This window comes from Variovorax sp. 10L426 (assembly GCF_056395305.1).
This window is the reverse complement of record NZ_JBFTJF010000003.1, coordinates 396,628-413,012: the sequence shown is the minus strand read 5'-3', so window position 1 is coordinate 413,012 and position 16,385 is coordinate 396,628. Positions and strand designations below refer to the sequence as shown.

The 16,385-nt window shown below is 66.8% G+C and carries 16 protein-coding genes; 4 read left to right on the top strand and 12 right to left on the bottom strand.

Annotated elements, in window-relative coordinates; all coding sequences use genetic code 11:
• Nucleotides 1-429: 429 nt before the first annotated feature.
• From fabG to AC1DHL_RS06510, 10 genes are read right to left on the bottom strand one after another with little or no spacing between them, the layout of a single operon-like run.
• Nucleotides 430-1,161, bottom strand: coding sequence for a 3-oxoacyl-ACP reductase FabG (gene fabG / locus AC1DHL_RS06555; protein WP_478161414.1), 732 nt, complete (start codon nucleotides 1,159-1,161; stop codon nucleotides 430-432).
• Nucleotides 1,158-1,625, bottom strand: coding sequence for a hotdog family protein (locus tag AC1DHL_RS06550; protein ID WP_478161412.1), 468 nt, complete (start codon nucleotides 1,623-1,625; stop codon nucleotides 1,158-1,160). Before AC1DHL_RS06550 ends, fabG begins: the two co-directional genes overlap by 4 nt.
• Nucleotides 1,622-2,371 (bottom strand): class I SAM-dependent methyltransferase, encoded by a 750-nt coding sequence (locus AC1DHL_RS06545; protein WP_478161410.1) that lies wholly within the window; start codon nucleotides 2,369-2,371, stop codon nucleotides 1,622-1,624. Before AC1DHL_RS06545 ends, AC1DHL_RS06550 begins: the two co-directional genes overlap by 4 nt.
• Nucleotides 2,368-3,195 carry a polysaccharide deacetylase family protein gene (locus tag AC1DHL_RS06540; protein WP_478161408.1) on the bottom strand — a complete coding sequence of 276 codons (828 nt, stop codon included), beginning with the start codon at nucleotides 3,193-3,195 and terminating at the stop codon, nucleotides 2,368-2,370. Before AC1DHL_RS06540 ends, AC1DHL_RS06545 begins: the two co-directional genes overlap by 4 nt.
• 41 nt (nucleotides 3,196-3,236) lie before the next feature.
• A complete protein-coding gene (locus AC1DHL_RS06535; protein WP_478161406.1) occupies nucleotides 3,237-5,627 on the bottom strand; it encodes an MMPL family transporter in 2,391 nt (796 codons plus the stop codon).
• Nucleotides 5,624-6,253 (bottom strand): LolA-related protein, encoded by a 630-nt coding sequence (locus tag AC1DHL_RS06530; RefSeq protein WP_478161404.1) that lies wholly within the window; start codon nucleotides 6,251-6,253, stop codon nucleotides 5,624-5,626. The genes AC1DHL_RS06535 and AC1DHL_RS06530 overlap by 4 nt, the downstream gene beginning before the upstream one ends.
• Complete coding sequence (locus AC1DHL_RS06525) at nucleotides 6,225-7,205, bottom strand: acyl-CoA synthetase (protein ID WP_478161402.1); 981 nt, start codon at nucleotides 7,203-7,205, stop codon at nucleotides 6,225-6,227. Before AC1DHL_RS06525 ends, AC1DHL_RS06530 begins: the two co-directional genes overlap by 29 nt.
• Nucleotides 7,202-8,905: an AMP-binding protein gene (locus tag AC1DHL_RS06520; RefSeq protein WP_478161400.1), complete on the bottom strand. Its 1,704-nt coding sequence runs from the start codon at nucleotides 8,903-8,905 to the stop codon at nucleotides 7,202-7,204. The genes AC1DHL_RS06525 and AC1DHL_RS06520 overlap by 4 nt, the downstream gene beginning before the upstream one ends.
• 13 nt (nucleotides 8,906-8,918) lie before the next feature.
• Nucleotides 8,919-9,542, bottom strand: a complete 624-nt coding sequence (locus tag AC1DHL_RS06515; protein WP_478161398.1) for a COG4648 family protein — start codon at nucleotides 9,540-9,542, stop codon at nucleotides 8,919-8,921.
• An 18-nt stretch (nucleotides 9,543-9,560) separates the two neighbouring features.
• A complete protein-coding gene (locus tag AC1DHL_RS06510; protein ID WP_478161396.1) occupies nucleotides 9,561-9,872 on the bottom strand; it encodes a phosphopantetheine-binding protein in 312 nt (103 codons plus the stop codon).
• 100 nt (nucleotides 9,873-9,972) lie between these two features.
• Here AC1DHL_RS06510 and AC1DHL_RS06505 point away from each other — a divergent pair, with 100 nt between their 5' ends.
• A complete protein-coding gene (locus AC1DHL_RS06505; RefSeq protein ID WP_478161394.1) occupies nucleotides 9,973-11,490 on the top strand; it encodes a helicase HerA-like domain-containing protein in 1,518 nt (505 codons plus the stop codon).
• A gap of 8 nt (nucleotides 11,491-11,498) precedes the next feature.
• Here the strand turns inward: AC1DHL_RS06505 and AC1DHL_RS06500 are convergent, their stop codons facing one another.
• Both AC1DHL_RS06500 and AC1DHL_RS06495 read right to left on the bottom strand, forming a co-directional pair.
• Entirely contained in the window at nucleotides 11,499-12,140 is a 642-nt protein-coding gene (locus AC1DHL_RS06500; protein ID WP_478161392.1) for a DUF1109 domain-containing protein, read from the bottom strand.
• Entirely contained in the window at nucleotides 12,137-12,706 is a 570-nt protein-coding gene (locus AC1DHL_RS06495; RefSeq protein ID WP_478161390.1) for a sigma-70 family RNA polymerase sigma factor, read from the bottom strand. The genes AC1DHL_RS06500 and AC1DHL_RS06495 overlap by 4 nt, the downstream gene beginning before the upstream one ends.
• Before the next feature lie 146 nt (nucleotides 12,707-12,852).
• On the opposite strand from AC1DHL_RS06495, the gene AC1DHL_RS06490 reads away from it, so the two are divergent.
• The 3 genes from AC1DHL_RS06490 (at nucleotide 12,853) to upp (ending at nucleotide 16,312) form a co-directional block, all read left to right on the top strand.
• Nucleotides 12,853-14,157 (top strand): GTP cyclohydrolase II, encoded by a 1,305-nt coding sequence (locus AC1DHL_RS06490; RefSeq protein ID WP_478161388.1) that lies wholly within the window; start codon nucleotides 12,853-12,855, stop codon nucleotides 14,155-14,157.
• 82 nt (nucleotides 14,158-14,239) lie between these two features.
• Nucleotides 14,240-15,640: a URC4/urg3 family protein gene (locus AC1DHL_RS06485; RefSeq protein WP_478161386.1), complete on the top strand. Its 1,401-nt coding sequence runs from the start codon at nucleotides 14,240-14,242 to the stop codon at nucleotides 15,638-15,640.
• 42 nt (nucleotides 15,641-15,682) lie between these two features.
• The gene (gene upp, locus AC1DHL_RS06480; protein ID WP_478101166.1) at nucleotides 15,683-16,312 is read left to right on the top strand and encodes a uracil phosphoribosyltransferase; all 630 of its coding nucleotides are present in this window, start codon (nucleotides 15,683-15,685) and stop codon (nucleotides 16,310-16,312) included.
• The last annotated feature ends 73 nt before the right edge of the window (nucleotides 16,313-16,385 follow it).

Sequence of the window (16,385 nt, the reverse complement as noted above, 5' to 3'; positions counted from 1 at the left end):
CGCGGTACGCGGGGTCCGCGCGAAACTCGCTTCGCTCAAACACGCGCRGCCCTGATCCGCGTACCGCTGCGCTGCTCGGCGGTGCCTCAACGGCCGGCCCAGCGCACACCGCCCGCCTCCGCGGAGAGGGTGGGGGTAGTTTGTCCGCCACCGTCGCTGTGATGAACTCGCAGGCCATGGGCGTTCGAGACGCSCGTATTCCGTCACTCAACCGCSGAGCCCGGTATGCGGTGCGGGCTGTGCGACCCTTCTGCGCCGCTGAGGAGCGCAGCTTCAGGCGGATCAGGGCCGCGYGTGTTTGAGCGAAGCGAGTTTCGCGCGGACCCCGCCTGAAGCGAGCACCGCAAGGAAGTCCGAAGGACCGGCGCAGCGGGGTCGCACAGCCCGCACCGCATACCGGGCGGACCCCCAACGAAGCCCGAGGACCGCCTAAATCATCCCACCGTTAATAGAGATCACCTGCCCCGTGATGTAAGCAGCGTCATCGCTTGCCAGGAATCCCGCCAGCGCCGCCACTTCTTCAGGCTTGCCCGCACGTTTAACAGGCACCATCTGATTGATCATCGCCGCGTCGAACACCCCGTCAGCCATCGGCGACGCAATGATCCCCGGCGCAATCGCATTCACCGTCACCCCGCGCGCAGCGACTTCCAGTGACAGCGCCTTGGTCGCACTGTTGAGTGCACCCTTCGCAGCCGCATAGTTGACCTGCCCACGATTGCCGGTCAAAGACGCCACCGACGAGATGTTGAGGATGCGCCCCCATCGCGTGCGCAGCATCGGCAACAACAAGGGCTGCGTCACACGGAAGAATCCGTTGAGCGACACATCGATCACCTTGTGCCACTGCTCGGCCTGCATGCCCGGCAGAACGGCGTCGTCGTGCACACCGGCGTTGTTCACGACGATCTGCACCGGTCCGCTTTCGAGCATGCGCTCGCAGGCGGCGCGTGACGCCTCATCGCTGCGGAGGTCGAACACCACGCACTCGGCGTTGCCACCCTCTGCGGCGATGGTGGCGGCCAACTGCTCGACCGATTCCGGCCGCGAGTTCGCATGCAGCAGAACGGTGGCTCCGTCGCGGGCAAGACGTTGGGCAATGGCTGCACCGAGCGCGCCGCTGGCGCCAGTGATCAGCGCGCGTTTTCCTGTGAGACTCATGATGTGGCTTCCTTGGCGAGCGGTGTGTTGAGGACGACGACCGCCCGCCCCTCTGCGAGCGATCGGCCGTCGGCGTCCTTCACCGCGAATTCGTACAGAATCTGGCTCGCATCGCCAGAGATCCGCTGAGCATGCACATGCAACGCGCCGGCGATGTCGTCAATACGCTCGACAGCCAGGCGGACATTGCGCGCACTCGCCAGAAACCCGGCCGAAGGCTCGCTGCCCTCCACCGCGAGCAAACCACCGTGCAAAGCCATCGCCTGGGCGGCGTATTCGATGAGATTCGGCGACAGCAGGCCGCTCGCAGTACGAAGCGGATTGTCCTCACGCGCATGCGTGGTCGTCGTGCAATGGATGGCGTTTGCATCCCATGACTCCAGCCGCTCCAGCAGACACATCGTGCCGCTGTGCGGAATTCGCCGGGCGATGCCTGCCTGGTCCAATGTTTGAGGTGCGGTCATTCGACTTCCTTGAGATCGGCCACCAGCAGAACATTGGCAAAGGGCGTGCCCTTGCTCATCGGGATGCTCTGCACGGAAAAACCCAGGCGCTCCAGCAGCGCCATCCAATCCTTGAGCGTGCGGCCCCACGTAGGCGACGCGCGATGCCCCCGAACACGCGTCACCGTTCGATCGACCCACTGGCTGATCGCGAAGCCGCGACGGCTGGCCGCGTCGCCGACGCGCAACAGCAGTCGGCCGCCCGGCTGCAACGCATCGCGCACTCGGCGCAGGACGCCTTCCTGGGCTTCGAGATCAACGTAGTGCAGCACGTCGAGGATGACCACCAGATCGCTCGGCGGCAACTCGGCCTTGCACATGTCGGCGCAGACAAACCGCGGCGCAGGCTGCAGATTCCCCACCGAAGCTTCGGCGCGCGCGACATCCTTCGGCATCAGCTCGATACCGGTGTAGCGGGCATCTTTCGCCGTGGCAGGCCATGACGCAGGCCATTCGCCCGGCTGCGCCTGCATTGTGCTCATGGCCGACAGCAGACTCGCAAACAGTCCCTGCCCGCACCCGATGTCGACCACGCGACCGCGCGCTTCACCGATCAGGCCGCACTCGACGAGCCCACGAAAAACCGGATCGCGACCCAGCTTGCCGCGTGCGAAATGCCATGCAAATTTGCCAGCCTTCCTGTACGGCTCGGTCGCGCGCTCGTGCAATCGACGCCATGCGGCGTCCGTCGGGGTCCCCGCGCTCATGCGGACAAGCCTTCCGGCAAAGTCACCGCGCGCAATCCCTCAGTGCGGATACGCGCCAGCAGCGGCGGCAGGACCTCCAGCACGACAGCGCGCCCCGCCGCGGTACGAGCGGCATGGCCATCGTGCAACAGCAGGATGTCGCCCGCCTTCAAATCGTTCGTCAACCTGCCGAGCACCGTCGCCGCATTGCCTTCGCGTGTGTCGAAGCCACGCCGCGTCCAGCTGACCAACGACAGCCCCATGCGATGCAGCACCGGCGCCAGGAATGGATTGCGCAAACCCGCAGGCGCCCGGAAACACGTCGGGCGCTGCCCAATGACCTCTTCCAGGACCTGCTGCGCCTGCGATATCTCCGCAGCAAAGCCGCGAGGCCCGAGCAGCGAAAAATTGTGGCGATGCCGCGCCGTGTGGTTCTGGATGCTGTGGCCGCGCGCAACGATCTCGCGCGCCAATGCCGGATGTTCGAGCACGCGTTCGGCAATGCAGAAGAAGGTCGCGCGCTGCCCATGCGCATCAAGCAAGTCGAGCACCTGCGGCGTCACTTCCGGATCGGGACCGTCGTCGATGGTGATGGCAACTTCCCGCCGATCGACGGCCGCCTGCGGCAGCCGCGTGACATTCGGCCCCAGAAGGCTGCTGCGCGGCGTCAGCCCGGCCGCGGTGATCACGACATGGTTCAGCACGATCGCACCGATCGCCCAGGGCGCCGCGCCGGGAACAAACAAGGCTGCACCGATGGCAAGAAGATGCCAGCCGATGCTGGCGCGAATGATCGGCGGCCAAGGCCAGGATCCGGGGACTGATGCAGGAAGAACTTGCGGCATGAATCTCACGAGCGTAACGCGGGGCTGTGCGGATTTTCCCATCAGCGCTGTGCCGCAGGGCCCGCCACCTTCGGGCGCATGAACGCCGCCGACAACAGCAACGCCAGGAACGCGCCAGGCGCAACCACGCGGCCGATCGACGACAGCGCCGGGATGTTCGAGATCGCGATCAATCCGAACGAAATGACCGTCGTGAGATTGGCCAGCATCAGCGAGGCCAAGGTGTCTTCGTCGGCCCGGCCGGTCTCGCGCAACTGGTCGAAGAAGAGCGCGTAGTTCGAGCCCACGGCCACGATCAGCAAGAGCCCGACCAGATGCAGGATGCCCAGCGGCACCTGCAGTGCCGCCATGCCGCCCAGCGTGAGCACCACCGCGACCACCAGCGGTTGGCACACCGCGAGCAGGCGTCGTCCCGAGCGCAGATAGGCGGCCAGCAGGACGACCACCGCCAGCGCACCCAGCATGACCTGCATGAAGGCTTCGTGCAGGTAGCGCTTGTAAAGGCTCGAAAGCTCCTGTCCCACATTGACCACCTGCACGTCGGGCAGCCCGTCAAGCGCGGATGCGAGGCGGCCGGTGTCGAAGCTCGCACCCGGATGCAGGGCGATCAAGGTCGACCATCCGCCGGCCTGCCGCTCGAACATCAGCGCGCCGACGACGGCATCGAGCGGGCCGCCCTTCAAGTCGGCCCGCTGAATGACGGGCTGCTTCCTGGCCACCTGAACATCCGCGATGAAAGGTTCGAGCCGCGACGCCGACAACGGCAGACCGCGCGTGGCCTCGACCAGGCGCGCGCGCAAGGTCTCTGCATCCGGAAGACTTGCGATGCGCGCTTTCTGCGCGGCCTCGCTCGGCAACAACCGGGTGACGGATTCGAAGCCGGCGAGGTCGCCCTTGTCCACCAGTGCTTCCAGGCGCGCCCCGGCCGCCTCGGCACTGCGCAGCGTGGCCTGGATGTCCGCGCCGTGAACCACGATCAGCGTGCCGCCGTCGCTGGCACCGATGTCGCCGCGCAGCTCGGCATCGAGTTCCTGGGCGGCCTTGGGCACGGGGCTCATCGCGCCGAGATCGGCCCGCCACAGATGCCCGCCCTGCCACACGACCAGCGCCAGCGCGGCCACGCCAAGCCCGACGAACACATAGCGCAGACGCGGCAGGCCGCGCACGAGGATGCCAGCGATCCTGGCCATCTGCCCCCGCATACCCATGCCAGTCGCGCCGTCCGGCGCGAGCACCGGCAGCACATGGCGCGCGACGAGTGCTGCCGCGATCAGCCCGGCCAGCGAGAAGACGCCCAGTTGCGCCAACCCCGGGAACCCGGAGAAGACCAGCGCTGCAAAGCCGCAGACCGACGTCAGGAGCCCCAACCGTACCGTAGGCCAGTGAATGTCGCGCCAACGTTGCCAGCCCATGCCCGGCACAGCGGCGCCGCGCGCCTGGATGAGGTAGTAGATCGCGTAGTCGACGGTCTCGCCGATCAGCGTGCTGCCGAAGCCCATGGTCAAACCATGCACTTCGCCGAACACCAGGCTCACCGTTGCAGTGCCCGCGACCACGCCGGTCGCGACCGGCAGCAACGCCACGACCAGCGCGCGCGGCGAGGCAAAGGCCAGCAGCAGCAAGGCACCCATCACGATGCCGCCGATCAAGGCGAGATGAATCGCTTCGGACTTGATCTGGTCGCGGCTTTGCACCGAAAAGACCGGCGCCCCGGTCATCTGCAGTTGCGGGCCGGCGCCCGCAAGCCCCTGCGTGGCGGCATCGAAGGCGCCTTGCACCTGCTCGATCGCTTTCGCGACGGCATCGAGGTCACTGCCCGCCGCGTGCGTCGTCGCCAGAATCAGCGCACGCGGTGCGGTGCGCGACACCCATACGCCCTCCTCGCTGCGCGGCGAACTCGCCGGGATCAGGCTTTCGGCGATGCGCTGCGTCTCGCCGGTCGGGTCGCGCTCCAGCAGCGGCTTGAGAGCGTTGCCTGCAGGTGTGCCGAGCATCGACAGCGCGTCGAGGATCGCGTCGCGCAGGCCATCGGCTGTGAATCGCTGCGGTGTCACGTCGGTCGCGATCAGGTAGCGATGATCAAAGATCCAAGTGCCCGACTCCTTCCACTCGCTGGTGTCGCCGTTCTGCACCTGGTCGAAGAGATGGCTGTCGCGCATCGCCGAAGCCACGGCGCGCGAAACGACGGCGCGTTGCGCGGCGTCCTTCCCGCCTTCGATGCCGATGAAGATCGTGCGTGACGCGATACCGCTCTGCAATTGCTCGATCAGTACCCGCTGCCGGGCATCGGGGTTCGCCGGAAGAAAGGCCGAGAGGTCCGCGCTGAAATGCGTACGCGCGATCAACACGGCACCGGCCAGCATCAGCGCCAGCCAGATCGACAACACCAGCGCGCCACGGCGCTGGCCGGAGGCTGCGATGGTTCGCGTCACGGGGCCGACCGCGCCGGCGTTCGGGCAGGACCGCCTGCGCCGCGTTCGGGCGTGATGTTCATCACCGAGCGATCGCCGCCGATGAACTCCATTTCGATGCCGAGCACTTCGCCGTCGCGGCCGGTCAGGCGCATGGAGCGCACCTGGGCGGCCAGGCGCTCGTCGATCGGCTTCAGTTCCAGCGCCCAGTTGTTGGTTGAGCCGGTCAGCGTGCTGCGGAAATAACGCTCCAGATTCTGCGAATTCCCGGTCAGAGTGCCCCGCATGGCTTCGACCATGCCGAGAAGCTCCGGCATGCTGTCGAGCGTCACCGTCCGGGTGCGACCGCCGCGCGACAAGGTCAGCGTGTTGCCTTCCACCGACATCGATTCGGGTCGCGGTGTGAGGGTGCGGCGCACCAGCCGGTCCGGCGCGGTGAAGCTCAGCTCGCCGCTCGCATTCAGCGGGCCGTCGAGGCCGCGCACGAAACGCTGCTCGGTGAAGGTCGCGTCGCCGCTCTTTTGCCGCGCCAGAAGGCCCATCAGTTCGGGCAGATCGAAGGCCCAGGCCGGCGAAGTCGACAGCGCGAGCGCCGCAAGCACCGTCCTGCACCAGCGGTCAAACCGAATCTTCGAGCCAGAAATCATGAAAATTGAACCAGTTGTGCGGATACGCGTGGCACAGCGCTTCGAGTCGCGCGACATAGCTTTCGAGGGCGGCCCGAATGCGCCGTTCCCGCTCTGCCGGGTCGCTCACGCGTTCGCTGAAATCGGCCAGCGGCTCGAACAGCACATCGTAGCGGGCGCCACCCACATACAGGCCCGCCATGAAAAACACCTTGCGTCGCAGCAGGGCCGCGAGACGGAATGGCCCGTCGTTGAAAAGCGCCGGATGCCCCAGGAAGGGAATCTCGATGCTGCTGCCGCGCTGCTGCCCCGCTTCTTCCGGACCGGCCAGCGTGCGGTCCGCCAGCAGGCCCGCCAGACCACCCGAATCGAGCCAGTCCCGCAATTCGAGCATGGCATGCGGCCGGCCGAGGCCGATGATGTGCGGTCGCAGTTCGGGCAGGCTGATCGCCTCGAGCACGGCGTTGATCTGCTGCGCGTTCTCCTGGTACATGAGCATCGCGAGCCGAAGGCCGGCTGGCGCGCCGCTGTGCTGCCTGGTCGCGCCCAGCGCCTCGAAGCTGCCGACGTGCGCACCGAGCATGAAGGCGCCTCGGCCCGCATACACCTCGGCGTCGACCGGCTCCTGACCCAGCACCCGGATGTCGAAGAGATCCATCCGCCCGCGCAGGAAGTAGAGGCGATCGAGCACCGTCGAAGCGAATGCATGCAGAAGTCGGTAGCCATCGCGCCACCCCGCATGCGGTCCTATGGCGCGAAACAGATAGCGCTTGATGTGGCGGCGCGGCGTCGGCGAGAAGAGCAGGAAATAGAGTGCGATCGGGTGCAGGATGAGCCGCGTCACCCTGCGACCGCACTTGATGGCGATCCAGCAGATGACACGCAGCGCGAGCATGTTGCTGCGCTCCGGCGCGCGCAACCACTCGGCCTGGCGCGATTTCGCGTCGCCGCTCTCTGGCGGCGAACCGCTCATGACGTGGCGCCGACGCCGGGAGTCCAGCGCCCGCTTGCGGCGACGACGTTTCCGCAGCGCACTTCGAAACGCAGCCCGCGCGCGGCGCCGGTTTCGGGGGTGAGATCGATCAGGAGCGTGCTGCCCGGACGCACCGGCGCGAGGAACTTGGCCGCTGCGAGCGTCGGCTGCCGGCCAAGACGTGCCGCCAGCGCAGGTACGCCATGAATGGCCTCCAGGACCTCCGACACGAGGAGCGCCCCGGGCAGGAGCGGCTGGCCGGGAAAGTGGCCGGCGAACGCCGGATGATCCTCGGGCACTTCACGCGTCAACTGGACCGGCGTGTTGTCGGAGGCCAGATGCGCCAGCGCGAACTCGCGCAGCGATCGCGCAGTGAGCTTGCCGGTTCCCTCGCGCGGAAACGCGGCCACGTGCACCACGCGTCGCGGCACGAACACCGCTTCGACACGCTCCCGCAGCGCCGCGATGATGGCGTGCGCATCGAGCGTCGGCGCCACGACGAAGGCAACAGGCCGCACCACGCCGTCGGCCACATCGTCAGGCAGCCAGAAGGCGCCGTCCTCGATGCCGGGGATGCTGTTGAGGTGGTGATTGAGATAGCCCAGCGAACTGCGCCGTCCCGCGACGTGGATCAGGTCGTTGGCACGGCCCAGCAGGCGGAAGCTGCGCGCGTCGACCAGTTCCAGGATGTCGGCCATCGGCGTCGGCTCGGCAATGTAGTCGCCCGAGAAGATGAAGCGCTCGCCGTCGTCTTCGTCGTGTTCGACGTGCACGCGAACGTCGCCGAAGGTCTCCCAGACTTCCCCTTGCGTCGGTCGTCGCGTCGCGACCTGGCCGGATTCGGTGCTGCCGTATATCTCGATCAGCGCGCCGCCCATCGCCTGCTCCGCCTGTGCGGCAAGCTGCGGCGAAAGCGGTGCGGTCGCCGACAGGATCAGGTCGACCTGCGGCAGTTCGATGCCGGAGAGCAGCAGCGTCTTCAAATGAAACGGCGTGGTCACCAACGCGCGCGGCTGCGGAACCGACGCCAGCGCCTCCGCCACATCGGCCGGAAAGAACGGCCGCCCGCTGTCGAAGGAAGCTCCGCCCAGCAGGGCCAGCAGGACGGATGATTCCAGTCCGTAGCTGTGTTGCACCGGCACCGTCGCAACCAGTGTCAGCCCGGACAACGATGGGCGGCCCAGCAGGCCGGACAGGCGCTTCACCGCCGCCTCCACGCAGGCCACCAGCGCGCCCCAGCTCTTGGCGTGAGGCTTGGGAGCGCCTGTCGAACCGGAGGTCAGCAGGCTCACGGCGTGCATGCGCCGATCGAAAGCGGGCACGGCCGCATCGGACAAATCTGCTGCGACGGGACGGTGCTCGAACAGGACGCGCGGCAACCCGGGCGTCTCGACCGCCATGCTGTCGACGACAGCGAACGCGGGGTCTCCCACCTCGTGCAGCCGCGCCAGGGTATCGGCGCGCGCATCGGGCGGCAGGAAGCTGGTCTCGCCACGGACCAGAGCGGCGGCAAGGCTCACCGCAAAGGCGTAGCGATCGACGCAAAGATTGACGACCGGACCGCCGTCACGCAGTTCGGGGGCGAAGCGCGCGACGTCGGCGAGAAACTCGCGCGCGCTCACGGGTACGCCGGCGCGCCAGGCGATGGGCTGGTCGAGATCGCGATCTGCAATCAGCGGCAGGAAGGAAGAAAAACTCACCGTCGGGTCCGGTTTATCGCCGGGCGGTGCTCTTGACCGGGGCGCTGTAGAAGGCACGTACCGCGTCGACCAGACGGGTGCGTTCGAATTCAGGATGCAGCCGATAGCGCAACAGATACTCGCCGAGGAATAGCGCCCCGACCAGCAACGGCGTCATGAGATTGGCCAACACGGACCATGCGGCGAACGAGAAACTCGCATACACCACGATCGAGGCCACGACCATCGCCGCGAAATAAAGCGTCCAGACCAGCGTGACCTGGGCGGTGTACTTGACCATGGCCGGCGAAAGAGGATGCACACGTTCGGCGAATTGGCCGATGAGCGAAAGCCGGCCGCCGCGAAGCGAACCGCCGAACCATCCGCACAGCAAGGCGTTGATGCCCACGTGCTGGAGGACATAGAGCCGGTTCGTGTCGCCCGCCTCACCGAGCATGACGAGTGCGAACAGCGCCACGCCGATCAGGCTTGCCACTGCGAGCCCAGCCTTGCCGAAGCGGCTGCCGGCGAGACCCAGCGCCGTCAGCCATAGCGGCCCCAGCAGCACCGCGATCGCCCACGGCTCCGCCGCGTGGTAGAGCATCATCCAGTGGGAAACGCAGGCATAGGTCACCCCCGCGAGCAGCAGGAGCGCCATGCGCCATCGGGACATGGATCAGGAAGCGCCGCGATTCTGCGCGACGTGCGTGGCCAGGCTGCGCAGCGATTCGAAGATCTGCTGATTGCGCTCGTCGTCCGAACGCAGCTGGAAACCATACTTGCGGGACACCTCGAGCGCTACTTCAAGAATGTCGATCGAATCGAGCCCCAAACCCTCCCCATAGAGCGGCGCCGTCGGCACGATGTCGGAAGGCGCGACTTCCAGATTGAGCGATTCGACCAGGAGGACGGCCAATTCATTCTCGAGAGGTGACTGTTCGGAAGCGTCGCCAGCGGCGGGAATGGGGGATTGGGCAGTCGAAGGCAAGTCAAAACTCCGGGTACTTGTAGGAACTATCACGCGGGCCGGAGATTATAGGAGTCCGGCTTCGCTAGACTGGCCGCCTGCCAACGACCGGAATTCACCCATGGCCGACCCTCTCCTGATCGCCCGCCACGACACCATCGAATGCAGCCTGCTGCCGGGCCTCACCAACCGCCACGGCTTGATCACAGGTGCGACCGGCACCGGCAAGACCGTCACCTTGCAGACCATCGCCGAGAAGCTCTCCGGCATCGGGGTGCCGGTCTTTATGGCCGACGTCAAGGGCGACCTCACCGGCGTCAGCCAGAAAGGCGCCATCGGCGACAGGATGGCCGCTTCCCTGAAAGAGCGCGGCATCGACGCACCGGCTCCCCTCGCCTGCCCCGTGACCCTCTGGGATGTCTTCGGCGAACAGGGCCATCCCGTGCGCGCCACGGTGTCCGACATGGGACCGCTGCTGCTGGGCCGCATGCTCGACCTCAACGACACCCAGGCCGGCGTGCTGAACCTGGTGTTCAAGATCGCGGACGACAACGGACTCCTGCTGCTCGACCTCAAGGACCTGCGCGCGATGCTGCAGTACGTCGGCGAGAACGCCAGCCAGTTCACCACGCAGTACGGCAACATCAGCGCGGCCAGCGTCGGCGCGATCCAGCGCGGCCTGCTGCAGATCGAAAGCCAGGGCGGGGACAAGTTCTTCGGCGAGCCGATGCTCAACATCGCCGACTTCATGCAGACCGAAGGCGGCAAGGGCGTGGTCAACGTCCTAGCGGCCGACAAGCTGATGAATTCGCCGCGCCTCTACGCGACCTTCCTGCTGTGGCTGCTGTCGGAACTGTTCGAGCATCTTCCTGAAATCGGCGACCCCGACCAGCCCAAGCTGGTGTTCTTCTTCGACGAGGCCCACCTGCTCTTCAACGAAGCGCCCAAGGCGCTCGTCGAGCGCATCGAGCTTGTGGTGCGACTGGTGCGATCCAAGGGCGTGGGCGTGTTCTTCGTGACGCAGAACCCGCTCGACATCCCTGACTCCGTGCTGGCCCAGTTGGGCAACAGGGTGCAACATGCGTTGCGGGCCTTCACGCCGCGCGACCAGAAGGCGGTCAAGGCCACGGCGACCACCATGCGGCAGAAGCCGGGCCTGGACATCGAGAAGGCCATCACCGAACTGGCCGTCGGCGAAGCGTTGGTGAGCTTTCTCGACGACAAGGGCCGGCCGTCCATCACCGAGCGCGTGTATGTGCTGCCGCCCGGCAGCCAGATCGGACCAATCACGACCGACCAGCGGAAGGCGCTGATCGCCAATTCGCTGGTGGCGGGCGTCTACGAAAAGGCGGTGGACCGGGAATCGGCCTACGAAAAGCTCAAGGGACGATCCGAGTCGGCGCCCGACGCGCCCACCATTGCCGGCAAACCCGGCGCGGCAGGTCCGCAGGCATCGGGCGGCGTGATGGGCAGCCTCAACGAGATCCTGTTCGGCACCACCGGGCCGCGCGGCGGCAAGCACGACGGACTGGCGCAGACCATGGCCAAGTCGGCTGTGCGGACGATGGGAACGACCATGGGCCGGGAGATTCTGCGGGGCGTGCTGGGCGGAATCTTCGGTTCAAAAACCAAGCGCTAGGGACCCGTTCACCACCGGAGCAGTTTGGGCCCCAGCAACGCTCCGGCAGTCGCCGGCACCGCGATCCCGATCACATACCAGACCGCCAGGAACGGCGCCGCCAGTTCCTGGCAATGCAAGGCATAGACAGCCGCGCCAGCCGCGCCCGCCATGGCGCCTGCGGCAGCGCCCGCCAACGCAGGCCTCGTCGGCGCAAGGCCCTTCAACGCCACGAGCATTGCCGCGAAGACCGGCACTGAAATGAAAGCGATATTCATCGTGCAAGTCCGCCAGGTCTGCCCCATGACCAGCGCGGGCCGCTGCTCGGCGGGTGCTGAAGCCAGCATCATCAGCGCCATCGACCAGATGACCAGCACGGGCAACACCAGCCCCAGCCACGCGAGGTGCACACGCGCACCCGGGCGCGCCAGCCGCTGCACGATCACAAAGCCGGCGACCACCATGCAGACGGGAAACGCCAGCCGCACCCAGAACATCGGCAGCGACATCACTTGCACCAAGTCGCGCCGCACCCCGTACACCAGCAGCATGCAGGCAAAGGACAACGGCAGCCCGATCAACAGCGCCGCCGAGAGCCGGCGCGACGTCGCGCGCTGCGGCACCGGCGCGGTCCCGGTGGCGAGCATGGCGATGAGGTCGTCGGTTTTCACATCGTCTCCTTGATCTTGAGCGCCAGCGCCTTCAGGCCGCGATGGATGCCCACCTTGACGGCAGATTCGGACATGCCGGTCAGCTTTGCCGTCTCCGCGACCGAAAGGCCCTCGAGCTTGACGTGCACGATGGGCAGCCGGTGCCGGTCCGGCAGCGTGTCGAGCAAACCCGCGATGTCGCGGCGCGCATCGCTCGCCTCGGTGGCCGACTCCGCGAACACGGCCAAGTCGTCGTCCAGCGGCTCATGCAGCGCCTCGCGACCGGCCTTGGCGCGCAGCAGATCGATCATCTTGTAGCGCGCGATGGCATGCACCCAGGCCGTCAGCGGCTGGTCGCTCTGGTAGGTGTGACGCTGGTTGTGCATGGCGAGAAGGCATTCCTGGACAAGGTCTTCCACTTCATCGGGCCAGCCGAACAGACGCCGGCCCAGGAACGCGCGCAGGTGCAAGCTGAGTTTCTGCAGGAACGCGCGATAGGCCGCGGCGTCGCCGCCGAGCCCACGCATGAAGAGTCCATGCAGTTCGAGTTCGGCCCCGCTCTTCGCCGACGGGCCCTCTTTGGTCATTCGCGCTTTCGGTTCAGCCGGTTACAGGCATCGCAAAAAAGAATTTCGGCGGATTGTGCCGCCAGCTTCAGGGTGACGGCGAATGGCGTACCCCTGCTTGCCAGTTCTGAAAGCCCTCGATACATTGTGTTTTTTGAGGGCCTGCAATGTCTGTCGACACCGTTCCGACTCCGTCTTCCCTGCCTGTCTCCCCCGCTTCTTCCGAGCCCTCCTCTGCGCGCAAGCACATCCGGCTGACCTCCCACGCCGGCTTGTTTGGCGCGCTGCCGATCCACTGGGGTGCAGCCACCGCCGTCGAGCGTGGCCCCGTCGTCGGCACCACCACCAAGCGCGCGCATCGCAATGTCATCGGCACCCACAGCGGCTCCTACAGCGTCTATCGCGCGCTCGCCGTGGCCGCAGGCGCGCTGTCGCCGCACCACAAGGCCGATCTGACGAACACCGCGCCGACCGACGTGATCGGCCCCTATCCGCAGTGGAGCGAACCCGGACGGATCGTGTCGCTCGACCCCTGGGGCGCGGTGATCGCCGACGCCTTCGCCACCGAACTCGCGGCGGGCTACGACATCCGCCCGACGATCGCGATCACCAAGGCGCACGTGATCCTGCCGGAGGTGATCGAGGCCCTGCAGAAAGGCCGCCTCAAGGCCGACGGCAAGTTCCTCACGGCGGGCGGCGCGGCAATGGTCACCAAGGCCGCGATCGAACCGGTGTGGTACCTGCCCGGCGTCGCGAAGCGCTTCGGCTGCTCCGAAACCGATCTGCGCCGCGTGCTCTTCGAGGAGACGGGCGGCATGTACCCCGAACTCGTCACGCGCTCCGACCTCGAAGTCTTCCTGCCGCCCATCGGCGGGCAGACGCTCTACATCTTCGGCAACGCACGCGACCTCGCGAATCCGGAGGTCGAATTGACCGCGCGCATTCACGACGAGTGCAACGGCTCGGACGTCTTCGGCTCCGACATCTGCACCTGCCGGCCCTACCTCACGCATGCGATCGAGGAATGCATCCAGGGCGCGCAACGGGGCGGCGTCGGGCTGATCGCCTACTCGCGCAAGGAAGGCCGGGCGCTCGGCGAGGTGACCAAGTTCCTGGTCTACAACGCCCGCAAGCGCCAGGTCGGTGGCGATACCGCCGACCAGTATTTCGCGCGCACCGAATGCGTGGCCGGCGTGCAGGACATGCGCTTCCAGGAACTGATGCCGGACGTCTTCCACTGGCTCGGCATCCGCAAGATCCATCGCCTCGTGTCGATGAGCAACATGAAGTTCGACGCCATCACCGGCTCGGGCATCGAGATCGGCACGCGCGTGAACATCCCCGACGAACTGATCCCGGCCGACGCACGCGTGGAGATGGACGCCAAGATGGCAGCCGGCTACTTCACACCCGGCGCGGTGCCCGACGCCGAGGAACTCAAGAAGGCCAAGGGCCGCGGGTTGGACCAATGAGCGCCGCCCGGCCGCCCGAAGGCGCGGGCCCCCTTGAGGGGGCTGGCGCAGCACACGCAGTGGCAAGCCTGGGGGAGGACCAATGAGCAGAGACAACTACGGACTGGACCCTGAACGGCCGACGGCGAATCCGGCCGTGCGGAGCGCAGACGCCGAGGGGCATGTCGACCCGGCCGCCGAATTCGTGGACGACACGACCCACCCCGCCGGCGCGGCCGCTCACCTGCGGACGACGCGGGAGGTGCGCAGCCGTGCGGCGGCGCTGCTCGCCAGGGCGCGGGCCGGCGACTCGCCCTGGTTCCTGATCGGCAACGACAACGTGCTCGAGGACACCGCGCGCACGGTCGCGGAAGTCACGCGCGACCGCTATCCGTGGAGTCCCATTCCGTACCACAGCCGCTGGCGGCACTTCGAGGCCGGCGGCGTCGACCGCATCAAGACGCTGGACGAACTGCTCGGCAATGCCAATGCCAGTCAGCGCGCGCGTGCGCACATCGATCTCGTCCTGGTGAGCGTGCTGCTCGACGCCGGGGCCGGACCCGACTGGCATTACATCGAGCCCGCCACCGGCCAGCGCTTCTCGCGCTCCGAAGGCCTGGGCATCGCCAGCTTTCATGCGTTCACGAGCGGCCTTTTCTCGTCCGACCCCAACCAGCCCCTGCAGGCCGACGCCGCCGGATTGCGCGCGCTGGTCACCGACCGGCTGGGTGACGCCTTCCAAGTCAATGCGGTCAATCCGCTGGTCGGCCTCGCAGGGCGCGCCACGCTCCTGCGCCGTCTCGGTGAGGCGATGAGCGAGCAGCCCGAGGTGTTCGGCGACGATGGCCGGCCCGGCGGATTGTTCGACGCGCTGGTCGGCCCCTACGGCCCGGCCGCGCCGCCCACGGCCGAGATCACCGCGCACGAGATCCTGTCGCTGCTGCTGGACTCGCTGTCGAGCATCTGGCCGTCATCGAACGCGATCGACAGCATCGCGGCCGACGCCAGCGACGTCATCGGCACCGGCGATCCCAGGTTCGCGCTGGGCGACTGCTGGCGCCACAGCGCGGTGCAAGGGCCGGGTCTGACCAATGGCTGGATGCCATTCCACAAGCTCTCGCAATGGCTGACCTACTCCCTGCTCGAACCTTTCGAGTGGGCGGGCGTCAAGGTGCGCCATATCGAAGCGCTGACCGCGCTGCCCGAATACCGCAACGGCGGCCTGTTGATCGACAGCGGAATGATCGTGCCCCGCGATCCGGCCTTTCTCCAGCACGAATGGAAGGTCGGCGACGAGTTCATCGTCGAATGGCGTGCCCTGACCGTCGCCCTGCTCGACGAACTTGCGCCGCGCGTGTGCAAGGTGCTTGGCCGCAGCGAGGAAGACATGCCGCTCGCCCGCGTCCTCGAAGGCGGCACCTGGGCCGCGGGCCGCGTATTGGCACAACGCCTGCGTCACGGTGCACCGCCCCTTCGTATCGAAAGCGACGGCACCGTCTTCTAGACTTCGGTTCTTCTCGGTTCTTCTCTTCTACCAACAACGCCAATGAGCAACGTCCACCTCGTCGACCATCCCCTCGTCCAGCACAAGCTCACGCTGATGCGCCGCAAGGAGGCCAGCACCAACAGCTTCCGGCGGCTTCTCAACGAGATCAGCATGCTGATGGCCTACGAAGTCACGCGCGACATGCCGATGCAGGACATCGAGGTCGAGACGCCGCTGGAAACCATGAATGCCAAGGTCATCGACGGCAAGAAGGTCGTGCTGGTGTCGATCCTGCGCGCGGGCACCGGCATCCTGGACGGCATGCTGAGCGTCATTCCGGGCGCGCGCGTGGGCCACATCGGCCTGTATCGCGACCCCAAGACGCTGACCGCGGTCGAGTACTACTTCAAGATGCCGGGCGAGATGGAAGAGCGCGACGCGATCGTGGTCGACCCGATGCTGGCGACCGGCAATTCGGCCGTTGCGGCGGTGGAACGGCTGAAGGAGCTCAACCCCAAGTCCATCAAGTTCGTCTGCCTGCTGACCTGCCCCGAAGGCGTCAAGACGATGCAGGACGCGCACCCGGATGTGCCGATCTACACCGCGGCGATCGATCGCGAGCTCAACAGCCATGGCTACATCCTGCCGGGCCTTGGCGACGCGGGCGATCGCATCTTCGGAACGAAGTGACGCTCGCCCCCAGGTTGGCCGCACTTCGTGTCGGCCGCCCACCCCCTGACGGGGGCAACACCAGCGGCCCGGC